Origin of the sequence: Stenotrophomonas sp. MH181796, from assembly GCF_009659995.1 — a bacterium.
GTDB classification, from domain to species: Bacteria; Pseudomonadota; Gammaproteobacteria; order Xanthomonadales; family Xanthomonadaceae; genus Stenotrophomonas; species Stenotrophomonas riyadhensis.
On record NZ_RAHU01000004.1, the window covers coordinates 237754 to 253855 of the forward strand.

General features: G+C 67.5%; 11 protein-coding genes. 6 read left to right on the forward strand and 5 right to left on the reverse strand.

Translation table 11 applies throughout. From position 1 onward, the window contains the following. Nucleotides 1-44 precede the first annotated feature (44 nt). The 3 genes from D5301_RS11385 to D5301_RS11395 are packed head-to-tail and all read left to right on the forward strand — an operon-like array spanning nucleotide 45 to nucleotide 3372. Nucleotides 45-1076, forward strand: coding sequence for a homoserine O-succinyltransferase (locus D5301_RS11385; RefSeq protein WP_153855741.1), 1032 nt, complete (start codon nucleotides 45-47; stop codon nucleotides 1074-1076). Continuing rightward, nucleotides 1073-2308, forward strand: coding sequence for an O-succinylhomoserine (thiol)-lyase (locus D5301_RS11390; RefSeq protein ID WP_153855742.1), 1236 nt, complete (start codon nucleotides 1073-1075; stop codon nucleotides 2306-2308). Before D5301_RS11385 ends, D5301_RS11390 begins: the two co-directional genes overlap by 4 nt. Then, entirely contained in the window at nucleotides 2305-3372 is a 1068-nt protein-coding gene (locus D5301_RS11395; RefSeq protein ID WP_110713203.1) for a homoserine dehydrogenase, read from the forward strand. The genes D5301_RS11390 and D5301_RS11395 overlap by 4 nt, the downstream gene beginning before the upstream one ends. 106 nt (nucleotides 3373-3478) lie before the next feature. Here D5301_RS11395 and D5301_RS11400 read toward each other — a convergent pair whose 3' ends face one another. Both D5301_RS11400 and D5301_RS11405 read right to left on the reverse strand, forming a co-directional pair. Continuing rightward, a complete protein-coding gene (locus tag D5301_RS11400) occupies nucleotides 3479-4474 on the reverse strand; it encodes an alpha/beta hydrolase (protein WP_153855743.1) in 996 nt (331 codons plus the stop codon). A 128-nt stretch (nucleotides 4475-4602) separates the two neighbouring features. Further along, nucleotides 4603-5985 carry an L-serine ammonia-lyase gene (locus tag D5301_RS11405; RefSeq protein ID WP_049456519.1) on the reverse strand — a complete coding sequence of 461 codons (1383 nt, stop codon included), beginning with the start codon at nucleotides 5983-5985 and terminating at the stop codon, nucleotides 4603-4605. 99 nt (nucleotides 5986-6084) lie between these two features. On the opposite strand from D5301_RS11405, the gene D5301_RS11410 reads away from it, so the two are divergent. Beyond that, nucleotides 6085-6315 (forward strand): glutaredoxin family protein, encoded by a 231-nt coding sequence (locus D5301_RS11410; protein WP_110714365.1) that lies wholly within the window; start codon nucleotides 6085-6087, stop codon nucleotides 6313-6315. A 99-nt stretch (nucleotides 6316-6414) separates the two neighbouring features. On the opposite strand, the gene D5301_RS11415 is transcribed toward D5301_RS11410, so the two are convergent. From D5301_RS11415 to D5301_RS11425, 3 genes are read right to left on the reverse strand one after another with little or no spacing between them, the layout of a single operon-like run. Further along, a complete protein-coding gene (locus D5301_RS11415; protein ID WP_110713200.1) occupies nucleotides 6415-6987 on the reverse strand; it encodes a YceI family protein in 573 nt (190 codons plus the stop codon). 3 nt (nucleotides 6988-6990) lie between these two features. After that, nucleotides 6991-7563: a cytochrome b gene (locus tag D5301_RS11420; protein ID WP_153855745.1), complete on the reverse strand. Its 573-nt coding sequence runs from the start codon at nucleotides 7561-7563 to the stop codon at nucleotides 6991-6993. Nucleotides 7564-7573: 10 nt separating this feature from the next. Further along, a complete protein-coding gene (locus D5301_RS11425) occupies nucleotides 7574-8206 on the reverse strand; it encodes a YceI family protein (protein ID WP_110713196.1) in 633 nt (210 codons plus the stop codon). A 164-nt stretch (nucleotides 8207-8370) separates the two neighbouring features. Here D5301_RS11425 and D5301_RS11430 point away from each other — a divergent pair, with 164 nt between their 5' ends. Together D5301_RS11430 and D5301_RS11435 are read left to right on the forward strand one after the other, a co-directional pair. Beyond that, on the forward strand, nucleotides 8371-11916 hold the full coding sequence (locus D5301_RS11430; protein WP_153855746.1) for an ATP-binding protein: 3546 nt from the start codon (nucleotides 8371-8373) through the stop codon (nucleotides 11914-11916). A 95-nt stretch (nucleotides 11917-12011) separates the two neighbouring features. After that, a complete protein-coding gene (locus D5301_RS11435; protein ID WP_324187310.1) occupies nucleotides 12012-15539 on the forward strand; it encodes an ATP-binding protein in 3528 nt (1175 codons plus the stop codon). The last annotated feature ends 563 nt before the right edge of the window (nucleotides 15540-16102 follow it).

Consider the following 16102-nt stretch of genomic DNA (forward strand, 5'->3'; position numbering starts at 1 on the left):
GCCCCGCGAAGGCTCGATGGCCGATTCCCCAACCGGATCCCGCCATGAGCTTCGCCGCCAGTACCGCGCTTCGCCCCGAACCCTTTGTCCCCGTCAGCGTGCCGGTCGAAGACCGCGTGCATGCCGAGCGCGGTGAGTTCGCCGCGGTGCTGTCGATGCGTCACGCCGGCCCCAGCCCGGTGCGCCTGCGCTATGAGTGGGTCGGCCCGGCCAATGCGCCGGTGGTGGTGCTGGCCGGCGGCATTTCCGCCCATCGCCATGTGGCGTCCAATGCACAGTTCAGCGAGAAGGGCTGGGCCGAAGACTTGGTCGGCAGCGGGCGCGCGCTGGATCCGCAGCAGCTGCGTGTACTGGCCTTCGACTTCATCGGCGCCGACGGTGCACTGGATGTGCCGATCGATACCGCCGACCAGGCCGATGCACTGGCGCTGCTGCTGGACCATCTCGGCATCCGCACGCTGAAGGCGTTCGTGGGCTACTCCTACGGGGCGCTGGTCGGCCAGCAGTTCGCGATCCGCCACCGTGCACGCGTGCACCAGCTGGTGCTGGCCAGTGGCGCGCATCGCCCGCATCCGTATGCCGCCGCCTGGCGCGCATTGCAGCGCCGCGCGGTCGCGCTGGGCCAGCTGCAGTGCGGCGAAGACCACGGCCTGGCCCTGGCCCGGCAGTTCGCCATGCTCAGCTACCGCACCCCGGAAGAGTTCGGCGAGCGCTTCGATGCCGCGCCGGAAGTGATCAATGGCCGCGTGCGCGTGGCCGCCGAAGATTATCTCGATGCGGCCGGTGCGCAGTACGTCGCGCGCACGCCGGTGACCGCTTACCTGCGCCTGTCTGAATCGATCGACCTGCACCGCGTCGACCCCACCGCGATCCTGCCGCCGACCGTGGTGGTGGCCGTGGAGGGCGACCGCCTGGTGCCGCTGGCCGACCTGGTCGGCCTGGTCGAAGGGCTGGGCCCGCGCGGCAGCCTGCGCGTGCTGCGCTCGCCCTATGGCCACGATGCCTTCCTCAAAGAAACCGATCGCATCGACGCGATCCTCGTCACCGCCTTCCGCACCTCTGGAGAGTCCGCATGAGCCTGCACGCCAACGAGCCGTCCTGTAGTCGCACCACTGCCGCCGTCCGTGCCGGCATCGATCGGGACACCGCACATGGCGCGGTCACGCCGCCGATCGTGCTGTCGTCGAACTTCAGCTTTGAAGGTTTCGGCAACAAGCGCCACTACGACTACACGCGCAGTGGCAACCCGACCCGCGACCTGCTGGGTGAAGCGCTGGCCGAACTGGAAGGTGGCGCCGGCGGCGTCATCACCGCCACCGGCATGGGCGCGATCAACCTGGTGTTGAACGCGCTGCTGCAGCCGGGCGACACCCTGGTGGTTCCGCACGATGCGTACGGCGGCAGCTGGCGCCTGTTCAACGCGTTGGCGAAGAAGGGCCACTTCGAGCTGGTCACCGCCGACCTGACCGATCCGCGCGCGCTGGCACAGGCGCTGGCCACGCAGCCGAAGCTGGTGCTGGTGGAAACCCCGTCCAACCCGCTGCTGCGCATCACCGACCTGCGCTTCGTCATCGAGGCCGCGCACAAGGCCGGTGCGCTCGTGGTGGTCGACAACACCTTCCTGTCGCCGGCGCTGCAGCAGCCGCTGTCGTTCGGTGCGGACCTGGTGCTGCATTCCACCACCAAGTACATCAATGGCCACAGCGATGTGGTGGGTGGTGCGGTGGTCGCGCGCGATCCGGCACTGCACGAGCAGCTGGTGTGGTGGGGCAACGCACTGGGCCTGACCGGTTCGCCGTTCGATGCGTTCCTGACCCTGCGCGGCCTGCGCACGCTGGATGCGCGCCTGCGCGTGCACCAGGAAAACACCGCGTCGATCGTCGCCCTGCTGGACCAGCATCCGGCGGTCGGCGCGGTGTACTACCCGGGCCTGGCCGATCACCCGGGCCACGCCATCGCCGCGCGCCAGCAGAATGGCTTCGGCGCGATGCTGTCATTCGAACTGGCGCACTGCGCCGGCGATGATCCGCATGCGGCGGTGCGTGCGTTCGTCGATGGCCTGCGCTGTTTCACCCTGGCCGAATCGCTGGGTGGCGTCGAAAGCCTGATCGCGCACCCGGCCACCATGACCCATGCAGCGATGACCGCCGAAGCGCGCGCGGCCGCCGGCATCAGCGAGGGCCTGCTGCGCCTGTCGGTCGGCATCGAGGCCGAGCGTGACCTGCTGGCTGATCTCGGCGCAGCGCTGCAGCGCGCCGAAGCCGTGATCGATGCGGCTGCGCGCCGCAAACAGGTGGTGGATGCATGAGCGCGCTCGCCGCTGACATTCCTGCGCTGGGCGCGGGGCGCCTGGCGCTGCTCGGCACTGGCACGGTCGGCTCAGCCTTCGTGCAGCGCTACCAGGCGTTGCAGGCACGTGGCCTGGAACTGCCCAGCGTGCAGTGGCTGGCCAATTCACGCACCGCGCTGGAGATTGATCGCGACCTGGCGCTGCCCTTGGAACTGGCACGTCGTGCACCCCGCGATGGCCAGAGTTCGCCGCCGTGGGCGAGCGCCGAAGGGCTGGAACGGGGTGACGTGGTGGTCGACGCCACCGCCAGCGAAGACGTCGCCGCACGCCACGTGCAGTGGCTTGCGCGCGGCGTGCACGTGGTGACCGCCAACAAGCTGGGCCGTGGTGCGCAGCTGGCCCGCGCGCAGGCCATTGCTGAAAGCTGTGCCGACAGTGGCGCACGCTATGGCGACAGCGCGACGGTGGGCGCGGGCCTGCCGCTGTTGAGCAGCCTGCGTGCGCTGGTGGCCGGTGGCGATCACATCCATGCCATCGAAGGCGTGCTGTCCGGTTCGCTGGCATGGCTGTTCCATCGCTATGACGGCCAGTCGCCGTTTTCGGTGGCGGTGCGGGAAGCACTGGCGGCGGGCTACACCGAGCCGGATCCACGCCTGGACCTGTCCGGCGAAGATGTACGCCGCAAGCTGCTGATCCTGGCGCGCAGCAGCGGCCTGGCATTGGATGCGTCGCAGGTACAGGTGGATTCGCTGGTGCCTGACGCGCTGGCGGCATTGCCGCTGGAAGATGCGGTGGCCGCACTGGAGCAACTGGATGCGCCGTTGCAGGCGCGTTGGCAGCAGGCGCGTGACAACGGTCGTGTGCTGCGTTTCGTCGGCCGCGTTGATGGCGAAGGGGCGCAGGTGGGCCTGCGCGAGCTGCCGGCCGATCATCCGCTGGCACAGGGCGCGGGCACCGACAACCGCGTGGCCATCCACAGTGATCGCTACCGCCGCCAACCGTTGTTGATCCAGGGACCGGGCGCGGGCGCGGAAGTCACCGCAGCCGCGCTGCTGGATGATGTACTGCGGATCGTAGGTTGACCGCATCGCTTGTGTAGAGCCGAGCCCATGCTCGGCTGCTCCTGGCGGAATCGCCTCCTGCTGGATGAGCCGAGCATGGGCTCGGCTCTACACAAGCAGCCGTCGGTCAGCGGGACTTCAAGGCCTTCAACAATGCGCTGTTGAACTGCTTGGGGTTCTGCACCTGTGGTGAATGGCCCAGTTCGGGGAACTCGACCAGCGTCGCGCCGGGAATCGCCTCGGCCGCTGCTCTGCCCAGCGCCGGATAATTGCCCAGCGTCGCCTTCACCTCCGGCGGCGCCAGGTCACGGCCGATCGCGGTGCGGTCCTTCTGGCCGATGAACAGCGTGGTCGGTACCTGCAGGTTCTTCAGTTCGTAGACCACCGGCTGGTTGAACACCATGTCCGAGGCCAGTGCCTGGCTCCACGCAACGGCCTGCTTGCCCGGGCCTTCATACATGCCTGATTGCATGCGTGCCCATGGTTCGTACGCCGGCTTCCACGTGCCGTCGTAGTACACGTCCAGCTGGTAGCGGCGGATGCTGTCATAGCTGGTTTTCAGTTCGCCGGCATACCATGCATCGACGCTGCGCCATGGCACGCCCAGCGCCTTCCAGTCCTCCAGCCCGATCGGATTGACCAGTGACAGGCTGTGCAGGTCCTGCGGGTACATCAACGCGTAGCGCACCGCCAGCATGCCGCCCATCGAGTGGCCGACCAGGTGCACCGGCATGTCCTCCAGCTGCAGCTGCTGCAGCAGGGCGTGGGTATTGGCCGCCAGCTGCGCGAACGTGTACTGGTAACGCTCGGGCTTGCTGGATTTGCAGAAGCCCACCTGGTCCGGGGCGATCACCCGGTAGCCGGCGTTCAGCAGCGGCGCGATGGTCTGCTGCCAGGTGGCTGCGCAGAAATTCTTGCCGTGCAGCAGCACCACCACGCCGATGGCGCGGCGTTTGGGCAGGACATCCAGATAGGCCATTTCCAGTGGCTGCCGCTGCGACTCCAGCGCGAAGATCTTCACCGGATAGCCGTAGTCGAAACCTTCCAGCCGCGGACCATAGGTCGGCGCGGCAAGCGCGGACAGCGGCAGGCAGGCAAGCAGGGCAGCAGCGATCACGCGCATGGGGGCAATCCGGGGCAGGGGAGCCCCGAGCCTAACCGGAACATGGTGACGGTGTCGTCCGATGTAGAGCCGAGCCCATGCTCGGCTGCTCCTACCCGATCAGCCGAGCATGGACTCGGCTCTACAACTCAGCACTCGATGACGTTCACCGCCAGGCCACCGCGGCTGGTTTCCTTGTACTTGTCCTGCATGTCGCGGCCGGTATCGCGCATGGTCTTGATGACCTTGTCCAGCGACACCTTGTGCTTGCCGTCGCCACGCATCGCCATGCGGGAGGCATTGATCGCCTTCACCGCGCCCATCGCGTTGCGCTCGATGCAGGGGATCTGCACCAGGCCGCCGATCGGGTCGCAGGTCAGGCCAAGGTTGTGTTCCATGCCGATTTCCGCGGCGTTCTCGATCTGGCTCGGGTTGCCACCCAGCGCCGCAACCAGGCCCCCGGCCGCCATCGAGCAGGCCACGCCCACTTCGCCCTGGCAGCCCACTTCGGCACCGGAAATCGAAGCATTTTCCTTGTACAGGATGCCGATCGCCGCCGAGGTCAGCAGGAAATCGAACACACGCTGCTCGTTCGCGCCCGGGCAGAAACGGTCGAAGTAATGCAGCACCGCCGGCAGTACGCCGGCTGCACCGTTGGTCGGCGCGGTCACCACGCGGCCACCGGCAGCGTTTTCCTCGTTCACTGCCAGTGCGTACAGGTTGACCCAGTCCAGCGTGGTCAGCGGGTCGCGCATCGCCGCTTCCGGCTTCGACGACAGCTCGCGGTACAGCGCCGGTGCACGACGGCCGACCTTCAGGCCACCCGGCAGCACGCCTTCCTCGCGGATGCCTCGCGCGACGCACGACTGCATCGCGCTCCAGATCTCGCGCAGGTTGGCGCGGATCTCGTCTTCGCTGCGCCAGCACTTCTCGTTCTCGAACATCAGCTGGGCGATGCTCAGGCCGCTGCGTGCGGTCTGCGCCAGCAGCTCGTCGCCGCTCTTGAACGGGTAGGGCAGCGGGGTCTCGTCGGGCACGATGCGGTCATCGGCCGCGTCGTCCTGGTTGACCACGAAGCCGCCTCCGACCGAGTAGTAATCGCGGGTGGCGATCACTTCATCGTCGGCGTTGTACGCGGTGAAACGCATGCCGTTGGTGTGGTACGGCAGCTTCTGGCGCTTGTTCATGCCGAGGTCGCGCTTCTCGTCGAAGGCGATCTCGTGCTGGCCCATCAGCTGGATGCGCTTGCTGCTGCGGATGCGCTCCAGGGTGGCCGGGATGATGTCCGGGTCGATCAGGTTCGGCCGCTGGCCCTCCAGGCCCAGCAGGATTGCCTTGTCGGTGCCATGGCCGCGGCCGGTCAGCGCCAGCGAGCCATAGACATCGGCGCGGATGCGCGCGACCTCGTGCAGGCGGCCCGGATCGAGCAGCCAGCGATGGATGAATCGCTCGGCGGCCTTCATCGGCCCGACGGTGTGCGAGGAACTCGGACCAATGCCGATCTTGAAAACGTCGAACGTGCTGACAGCCATGGATGCCAAACTGCGGGTACCGGACAAGCCGCTATTCTAACGGCTTGCCGGGCCATCCGATGGCTGCGGCGCAGCATTTCCGCCATGGGAGCCCGACCGGTGTTGACCCTGATCCAACGTGACGATTGCCACCTGTGCGACATGGCCCTGGCCGAACTGGCCAAGGCGCGGGCCCCGGAGTTCGAATCGGTGTTCCTGGATGACCAGCCGGCGCTGGAAGCACGCTACGGCGCGCGGGTGCCGGTGCTGCGTGACGAGCGCGGCGAGCGTGAGCTGGACTGGCCGTTCGATGCCGCCACGGTGCAGGCCTGGCTGGCCGTCGATCGGTAGTGCCGGCCGCTGGCCGGCAACTGCCCGGATCGGTGAGGTTGCCGGCCAGTGGCCGGCACTACCGGAGATGATGGCCGGGGCGGTGCCCCGGCCTGTTGCTTATTTCGCGTTGAACTTCACGATCGTGCTGATCGCGGTGTCGTCCGGGATGGTCTTGGTATCGGCCCAGTCACCGCCGCCGACACCGAAGTCCAGGCGCTTGACCGTGGCCTTGCCGGTCAGCACCGGCTGGGTGCCCGGCTTCCAGGTGAAAGTAAGGGTGACCGGCTTGCTGACGCCGCGCAGCTCCAGCGTGCCATCGGCGGCGAACTGGTCATTGCCCACCGCGCGGAAGCCCTTGGCGGTGTAGCGCGCAGTGGCGAACTTGCCGACGTTGAAGAAGTCGGCGCCCTGCAGGGTCGAGTCGCGGTCGCTGTTGCCGCTCTTGGCACCGGCCAGCGGAATCACCACGTCCAGCGAACCGGCGGCCGGATTGGCCGGGTCGAAGCTGAGCTTGGTGGCAAAGCCCGGGAAGCTGCCGGTGAACACTTCACCGTCGTACTTGGTGGCGAACACCAGGATCGAACCGGCGCCGGGAGCCTGCGCGTAGTCGGCGGCGAGCGCCGGAGCAGTGGCCAGCATGCCGGCCAGGGCGGCGGCCACGGCGGCCGGGGTGGTCAGTTTCAGGTTCATCGGTCAGTCCTTCTGAGGGGAGGCGAGCCAGCCGCGCGGCAACATGCGGGACAACGTCGCATCGCGCTGGAACAGGTGGTGGTAGAGGGCAGCACCGGCATGGGCCAGCACCACCGCGATCAACAGCCAGAAGCCGTATTCGTGGAGGGCATGGGACACCGCGACGACCTGCGGATCCGGGCCACTCAGCTTGGGCACGTCGACCAGGCCGAACCAGCGGAACGGGCGCAGGCCACTGGCCGAGTCGTACAGCCAGCCCGACAGCGGGATGGCGAACATCAGCACATACAACAGCACGTGGGTGGCGCTGGCGATGCGCTCCTGCCAGCTGGGCACGCCCGGCACCGGCTTGGGGGCGCCGGCGTACAGGCGCCAGCCGAGGCGGAACAGCACCAGCGCCAGTACGGTAATGCCGATCGACTTGTGTGCGGTGTAGACCCAGAAGTACTTGGGGGTCTTGGGCAGTTCGCCCATGGTCAGGCCGACCACGCCCAGGGCGAGGATCAGCAGTGCGATCAACCAATGCAGGATCTGGCTGACACTCCCCCAGGCGGCGGGGGTGTTCTTGGCGGTCATGAAAGGTCCTCTAGCGGGCCGTCTTGGGGTCGGAGTGCGGAACGGGAGCGGGAGTTCCCGGGGCGTCGCTGCGGTCGAGGGTGGCTTCAGCCTCGATCCTCAGCTGTACTGCATCACCGATGACGCCCGGCCAGGCGGTGATGCCGAACGCGCGCCGGCTCAGCGTGGTGCTGGCGGAAAAACCGGCGGTGCGTCGGAACGGGGGGAGGGGGTAGCGCTTGATGGCATTGAGGGTCACGTCCAGGGTGACTTCCTGGCTGACGCCGCGCAGGGTCAGGGTACCGATCACGTGCGCACGCTTGGCATCGATCGGTTCGACCCGGCTGGAGACGAAGCGTGCGCTGGGGAAACGCTCGCCGTCGAGCAGGCTGCGGGCCAGCGTGGCCTGGTTCCATTTGGCGTCACCAAGGTCCAATCGCGACACGGGTACCTCGACGTCCAGCGTGGCTTCGCGCCAGTTGTCGGGATCGAACTGCAGGCGGCCTTCACTGCCGGAGACCGTACCCATGGCCTGCGAGTAGCCCGCGTGGTCGATGGTGAACAACACCCGTGTATGCACCGGATCGAGGCGATAGGTGTCTGCGTCCGCCCAGGCGGGGGCGGTGGCGAGCAGCATGGGCAGCAGGGCCAGGCAGGGACGCATCGATGGCGGGCTCCGGAAGGGGACGCTGTGATCATACGCACAGGCCCCTGCCAACGATGCGCACATGGCTGCAACAGTTCGTGGTGGGGCCACCCGTGGAAACAGGCTGTTGCAGCCATGAACCCGGCCCTGTGTGACAATCGGGCCAGGACAGGGGGTTCAGGATGACGAGTGGCTGGCGCCGGTGGTGCCGAGGCATCGTGGGCATGGGGCTGTTGCTGATGGCGTTGAGCTCGGCAGCTGCGGCCCCGGACATGGCAGAAACACCGCGCCTGCGCCGTTTCGGTGCAGCCGAAGGCATGCCCTCGCGCATGGTGCTGGCGTTGGCCGAGGACCGCCAGGGGCACATCTGGGCGGCCACCGACGGTGGCCTGGTGCGCTATGACGGCGATACCCTGCGGGTCTGGGAACATGATCCGGAACAGCCGGGCTCGCTGCCCGGCAATGAGATCGAGACCCTGCTGGTCGATCCGCTGGACCGCGTCTGGGTGGGTATCAATGGCAAGGGTGTGGCACGCCTGGATGCGGACCGCGAGCGATTCAGGACCTTCGATGCCGTCAATGGTCCGTGCCTGGGCCAGTTCTGGACGCTGGCCTACGCCGAGGATGCGCTTTGGATCGGCACCAGCAGCCAGGGTGTCTGCCGATTCGGGGAGGATGGCAGCCTGCGCTTCTTCAAGCACGACCCCGCGCGCCTGGACGGCCTGCCCAGCAACACCATCTACAGCAGCCTGGTTGATGCGCAGGGGCGCCTGTGGATCGGCACCGAGCGTGGGGTGGCACGCTGGAACGGCCGCGGATTCGAATCTGTGGCACCACGCGAGCTGGGCGTGTTGAGCGTGCTGCGGATGAGTCGCGATCCGGATGGCTCGATCTGGATCGGCAGCCAGAACGACGGTCTGTACCGCATCGATGCGCAGGACCGGGTCAGCCGCCCGCGCTGGGTCGACAGTGCCCGCCTGCGTTCGGCACTGGTGCTGGCCGATCGCCAGGGGGGCTACTGGGCGGGTACATCAGACGGTCTGCTGCGTGGCGATGCCAGCGCACTGCGGCGGCTCGAGGGCGACCGCGGCAGCGGCTTCCTCACGGCGCAGAGTGGCGTGCTTGATCTGCTGCAGGACCATGAGGGCGGATTGTGGGTGGCGCTGCTGACCCAGGGCCTGGCCTACCTGCCGCCGGACTGGCGCCGCTTTTCGATCTGGAACCAGCTCGATGGCAAGCCACTGGACAGCCAGTACCTGTTGAGCGCTGCCAGTGACGGCCAGAATTATTACGTGGGATCGGCGCACGGCGTGTACCAGCTGGATACGCGCGGCACGCTGCGCCTGCTGGCCAGCGATCGTGAGATCGGCAGCGGTGCGGTGTGGTCGGTGCTGCCGCGCCCGGATGGGCGCCTGTGGCTGGGGCGTGCTGGTCGCATCACTGTGTATGACCCGACGACACGCGCACTGCAGGATTGGCACATCGATGGTGGCGCCGACCTGCGCCAGCGCATCGATCTGATGCGCCAGGCGCCTGATGGCACGGTCTGGCTTTCAGTCATGAACCTGGGCCTGCAGCAGCGTAGTGCCGACGGCCGCGTGCTGCGCAGCTATCCGCTGGACGATTTCCGCAAGGCGGCCGATTCACCGATCGAGCAGATCCGTTTCGACGCCCAGGGCAAGGTCTGGGTGATGGGCGACATGGGCATCTGGCGCGAGCATGCCGGGCGCTTCGAGGCGGTGCCGGGTGTCTCGCGTGGTTTGATCTACGATCTGGTGTGGGTTGATCCGCAACAACTGTGGCTGGCCCGCCAAGGGGCACTCGAGCGCTACCAGTGGGATGGCATGAGCCTGCGCCTGATCCAGCGCATCGATGGAAGTGCCGGCGTACCACCGGTCAGCATGGGGGGCCTGGCATTGGCCGACAACGGACGCCTGTGGGCGACCACGCCGCGTGGTCTGCTGCGTTGGGACCCCAAGGCACGGCGCCTGCAGCAGTTCAACGAACGCGATGGCCTGTCCGACGCCGAATTCACCAGCCGACCGCCAGCGGTGAATGCTGATGGCCGCGTGCTGGCAGTCGCCCAGACCGGCCTGGTCGCCTTCGATGTGAATGCCGCCGACGTCGTGCTGCCCGAATCGTCGCTGGTGATTGCCGACGTGCGCGTGCGCCGCGACGATGCGCGTGGCTGGCAGCCACTGCCGAACGCCGGCACATTGCTGCTGGGGCCGGATGATCGCGATCTGCAGATCGACGCTCGACTGTTGTCATATGCCAATCCCCAGGGCAACCGCTACCGCTTCCGGGTACGCGGTTACGACCAGAACTGGGTGGAGCAGGGCGGCAACGGCCAGCGTACGCTTTCGCGTTTGCCCACCGGAAGCTATGTCATCGAAGTGCAGGCAGCCACTGCCAGTGGTGCATGGACACCCTCACAGAAGCTGCAGGTGAAGGTGCTGCCGCCCTGGTGGCGCAGCGGCATGGCGATCTTCGGCTACATCCTGATCGGCTCGCTGCTGCTGCTCACCCTGGTGTGGTCGATCCGGGCGCGCCTGCGTCGCCGCCAGCAATGGCAGTTGACCGTGCACAAGCAGGAACTGGCCGAACAGGCCTCGCAGGCCAAAAGCCGGTTCCTGGCCACGCTGGGCCATGAGGTGCGCACGCCGATGACCGGGGTGCTGGGCATGAGCGAGCTGCTGCTGGCCACGCCGCTGGACCCGGTGCAACGCAGCTATGCCGGTTCGATCCAGCAGGCTGGAAGCCATCTGCTGCGGCTGGTGAATGATGCGCTGGACCTCGCGCGCATCGAAGCCGGTCGACTGGAGCTGGATCTGCGTCCGTTCGACCTGGCCGGCCTGCTCGACCAGGTACAGACGCTGATGCAGCCGATGGCGAAGCAGCGCAAGCTGGATTTCCAGCGTGGCGACGATCCGCCGGGCCCGATCAGTGTCAGCGGCGACGAGATGCGCGTGCGGCAGATCCTGCTCAACCTGCTGGGCAATGCGATCAAGTTCACCGAGCGTGGCCATGTCGGCCTGGCGGTGCGCCTGGAGGAGAACGGCGGTGGCCTTTGCTTCGAGGTGCACGACAGTGGCCCGGGCATCAATGCCGAGCAGCAGGACCGCCTGTTCCACCGCTTCGAACAGGCCGATGGCCCACGCACAGCATCGCGCTACGGCGGCAGCGGGCTGGGCCTGGCGATCTGCCAGGAGCTGGCCGTGGCGATGGGCGGGCGCATCGAAGTGGACAGCCAACCGGGCAAGGGCGCGCGCTTCCGGGTACGGTTGCCGCTGCCCTGGACCCGGCAGGCGGCCGTCGCAGCGGGCGATGCTCCGGCGCAGCCGGTATTGCCGCCGTTGCGCATCCTGCTGGTCGAGGACGATGCCACCGTGGCCGAGGTCATCGCAGGCCTGTTGCGCAGCCGTGGCCATGACGTGGTGCACGTTCTGCATGGTCTGGGCGCGCTGTCGGAGATCGCCACCGACGGCTTTGATGTCGGCCTGCTCGACCTCGACCTGCCGGCGCTGGACGGAACCGCCATCGCCCGCCAGCTGCGTGCCCTGGGGTATGAGCTGCCGTTGGTGGCGGTGACCGCGCGCTCCGATGCCTATGCCGAATCGCAGGTGCTGGCTGCCGGTTTCGATGGCTTCCTGCGCAAACCGGTCACCGGCGACATGCTGGTGGCGGCGATCGCCCAGGCCCGTACAAAACGACAGACCGCAACGTGAAAGCGTCGGCGCCGGGCGTGAACGGCGCGACTTTCGGTTTACCATGCCGACGCCCGCAGCGCGGGAATCATCAGGGCAGCGTGAGGAGGCAATCGGTGGCGTATCTGCGGGCGGCGATGCTGCTGCTGGTCCTCCTGTGCTGCCTGTCACCCGCTGCAGCGCAGCCGGTGCCGCCAAGCCCGCGCCAGGTGACGGTGTTCGACGGCCTGCCGTCCAATACAGTCAATCGCATGGCCGAAGATCGCTACGGCTACCTGTGGATCGCCACCAACGATGGCCTGGCCCGCTACGACGGGCGCAACTACCGGATCTGGCGCTCGGAAGACGGGTTGCGCGACAACCGCATCTGGACGGTGCTGGTCGATGCGCGCAACCAGCTCTGGATCGGTACCGAGAATGCCGGTCTGGTGCGGATGTCGGCCGATCGCCGCCAACTGCATTTCTACGACCGCAGCAGCCAGCCGTTGATGGGCACCAACACGGTCTGGAGCCTGGCGACTACGCCCGACGGTTCGATCTGGTTCGGAACCCACGAGGGTGGGTTGTACCGCCTGGACAACCAGGATCGGTTGCAGCGCTTCCTGCCGGAAGCCAACAATCCGCGCAGCCTGCCTGCGGCATCGGTTCCGTATCTGGCTACCCTGGCCGACGGCAGCCTGTGGATCGGCACCAAGCACGGCGTTGCGCGCTGGACCGGCACCGATTTCGAACGCATTGGCACCGACGTCATTCCCAGTCTCCTGATCAATGGCCTGACCACCGAGCCCGACGGCAGCCTGTGGATCAGTACGATGGCCGGCGCCATCGTGCGCCGCCCCGATGGTCGCTTCGAGGCGCCGCCGTGGAAGCTGCCCGAAGGCGAGCAGGTGCTGGGCATGATGCTGCGCGATGAACAGGGCGGGTACTGGCTGGACACCCGCACAGGCCTCGGCCGCGCGGTCGACGGCCAGTACCGGACCGTACCGCTGTACAGCGCGGTGGCACGTGGACCGGTACGGCCGAACTGGACCGGTGCCTACGAGGACCGTGAAGGCGGCATCTGGCTGGCCAGCACCAACGCCGGGCTGTGGCATCTGCTGCCCCGCTGGTGGCAGTTCTCGGTGCTGTCGCGGCTGGAGGACGATGCCCGCTCGCTGCGCAACGCCTACGTGCTGGGCACCAGCCCATCCCGGAATGGCGGCATCTGGACGGTGGGTAGCCATGGTGCGCTGGACCGCTTCGACCCGAAGACCGGCAAGATCGAACAGCACCGCACCTGGGTCAACGGCATGCACTGGCTGAGCTCGGTGCGCGAGGACCGCCGTGGACAGGTCTGGATCGGTTCGAACGATGCCCTGCTGCGCTATGACCCGGAGCAGCGCGATCTACGTCGCTGGGGCCGCGACGCCGGCGCCGACGCAACCATGGAAGGCATCATCGAGTCGATGACGACCTGTGATGGCGACAGCCTCTGGCTGATGCTGTCGTCCGGCCTGCAGCAGCGCGACCTCGACGGGCGCCTGCGCCGTCAGCTGGACAACGGCCAGCGCGGCCTGCAGCAGGGGCAGCTCAACCTCGACGTGGAATGCGGGCCGCAGGACCACATCTGGCTGGCCAGCAGCCGCGGCCTGCTGCAGTGGTTGCCGGAAAGCGAACGATTCCAGCCGGTGCCGGGTGCGCCGGCGACGGCGATCCACGCACTGCACGTGGGTGCCGATGGCCAGGTATGGCTGTCCGAGGATGGTCGCCTGTCGCGCTACCGCTGGAGCCAGGGCCGGCTGGAACGGCAGGCCGTGGTCGGCGCCGAGCAGGGCTATCCGGCGATCTCCGCGTCCGGGCTGGTGGTTGACGCGCAAGGGGTGGTCTGGGCCACCAGCGCGCGCGGCCTGGTACGGATCGGCGCCGATGGCCAGAGCGTGCGCCTGTACGGTGTGCACGATGGCCTGCCCAGCCAGGAGTTCCGCGAGCACACGCTGGTGATGTCGGAGGACGGCCACCTGGTGGCCGGTACACCGGCCGGTGTGGTGGTGTTCGACCCCGAGCAGGTACGGCCGTCGGTGCGGCGTGCACCGCTGGTGATCGAGCGGGTCGAGGTGCGTCGCAATGACCAGGTGCTCGACCTGACCCACGACACGCCGTTGCAGATTGCCGATGGTGATCGTGACCTGCGCATCGTCGCGCGCCTGCTGTCGTTCGCTGATTCGGCGTCCAACAGCTACCGCTACCGGCTGGCCGGCTACGACCCCGATTGGGTGGAAGTGGGACCGGCCGGTGAGCGTCTTTTCTCGCGCCTGCCACCGGGCAGTTACCGCCTGGAAGTGCAGGCGCGTTCGGCCGATCACGTCTGGTCGCGGGTGCAGAGCCTGGAGTTCCGCGTACAGCCGCCGTGGTGGCGTAGTCTGTCCGGGTTGCTGGTGCTGGCCTCGATCGCGCTGCTGCTGACCAGCTGGTTCGCCTGGCTGTATCGCCGCCGCCTGCAGCGCCGCCACGCCTATCAGCTGGCGCTGCACAAGCAGGAACTGGCTGAGCAGGCCTCGGCGGCGAAGACCCGTTTCCTGGCCAACCTCGGCCACGAAATCCGTACCCCGATGACCGGCGTGCTCGGCATGAGCGAGCTGCTGCTGGCTTCGCACCTGGATCCGCAGCAGCGCGGCTACACGCAGTCGATCCGCCACGCTGGCGAACATCTGCTGCACCTGGTCAACGATGCGCTGGACCTGGCACGCATCGAGTCCGGCCGCCTGGAGCTGCAGTCCAAGCCGTTCGCGCTGAGCTGCCTGCTGCAGGATCTGACGGCGTTGATGGGCCCGTTGGCCGCACAGAAGGGCCTGCGCTTCACCCTCGACAACCAGTTGCCCCCAGGCCTGCAGGCCACCGGCGACTCGATGCGGGTACGCCAGATCCTGCTCAACCTGCTCTCGAATGCGGTCAAGTTCACCAGCCGTGGCACCATTACCCTGCATGCACGCAGTGATGGCGAGCTGCGCGCGTTGCATTTCGAGGTGCGCGACACAGGTCCGGGCATCAGCCAGGAACAGCAGCAGCGACTGTTCCGCCGCTTCGAGCAGGCCGATGGTGCCCGCACTGCCGCGCAGTACGGTGGCAGTGGTCTGGGCCTGGCGATCTGCCGCGAACTGGCGCAGGCGATGCAGGGACGAATCCAGGTGGAGAGCCAGCTGGGCCGCGGCACCTGCTTCGGCGTGACCCTGCCGTTGCCGTTGGTGGTCGATGCCAGTGCCGAGGCCGAGGGCGAAGCGCATCGCGAGGACGTAGCCAACATGCCGCCGTTGCGGGTGCTGCTGGTCGAGGACGATGCCACCGTGGCCGACGTGGTGCGAGGCCTGTTGAGTGCGCGCGGGCATGAGGTGGTGCATGCAGGCCATGCACTGGCGGCGCTGCGCGAGATCAGCGCGGGTGATTTCGATGTCGGCCTGCTGGATCTGGACCTGCCGGGCCTGAGTGGTTTCGAACTGGCGCAGCACCTGCGCAACCAGGGCTACATGCTGCCGCTGCTGGCGGTGACCGCGCGCACTGATCCGGACCTTCAGCAGCAGGTGGAAGCGGCCGGCATCGGCGGCTTCCTGCGTAAGCCGGTGACCGGCGAACTGCTGGTCGAAGCAATTGCCAGGGTGATGGGAAGGTAGGGTTTATTGCGGGGCTTGCAGCCCTGCACCTGCAGAATCAACGTCAACGTCAAAAGCGTGCAATCCGCGGGATGGCGGGGTGGGTCCGGTGGCGGGAGACGCCGTAAACCCGTCCCTGGGGGCTTGGCCGCGGCTTGCTCGTGTGCGCTGTCCTGCGCACACGGCAAGACCGGGGCTGGGCATCCTGCCCAACCCGCCCGAGGCATGCCTCGGACCCATGCCGCGGACACTCCCGCCACCGGACCCACCCCGCCTTCGAAAGCTTTCCGCGATCTGTCGGAGCACGGGGTCGGATCCCGTTGCTGCGCAACGGGCTCTGACCCCAATCTGGAATTCGATATCTGACAGATGTGTCGACCAAGGTCGACACCTACCAACAACCGCGCGTTCCAACAGTCGCCGTTACCCACAGCCGCGTGAACCTGTCAGAGGTGGGGCGGTGTGGGCTTGCAGGACCGTTGGCGCCATGGATGGCGCCATCGAGCCCCCATGGACCGGTTTACGGCGTGTCCTGCAAGCCCACACCGCCGCGCCATCCCACGGAATGCTCGCTGTCGTTTCGG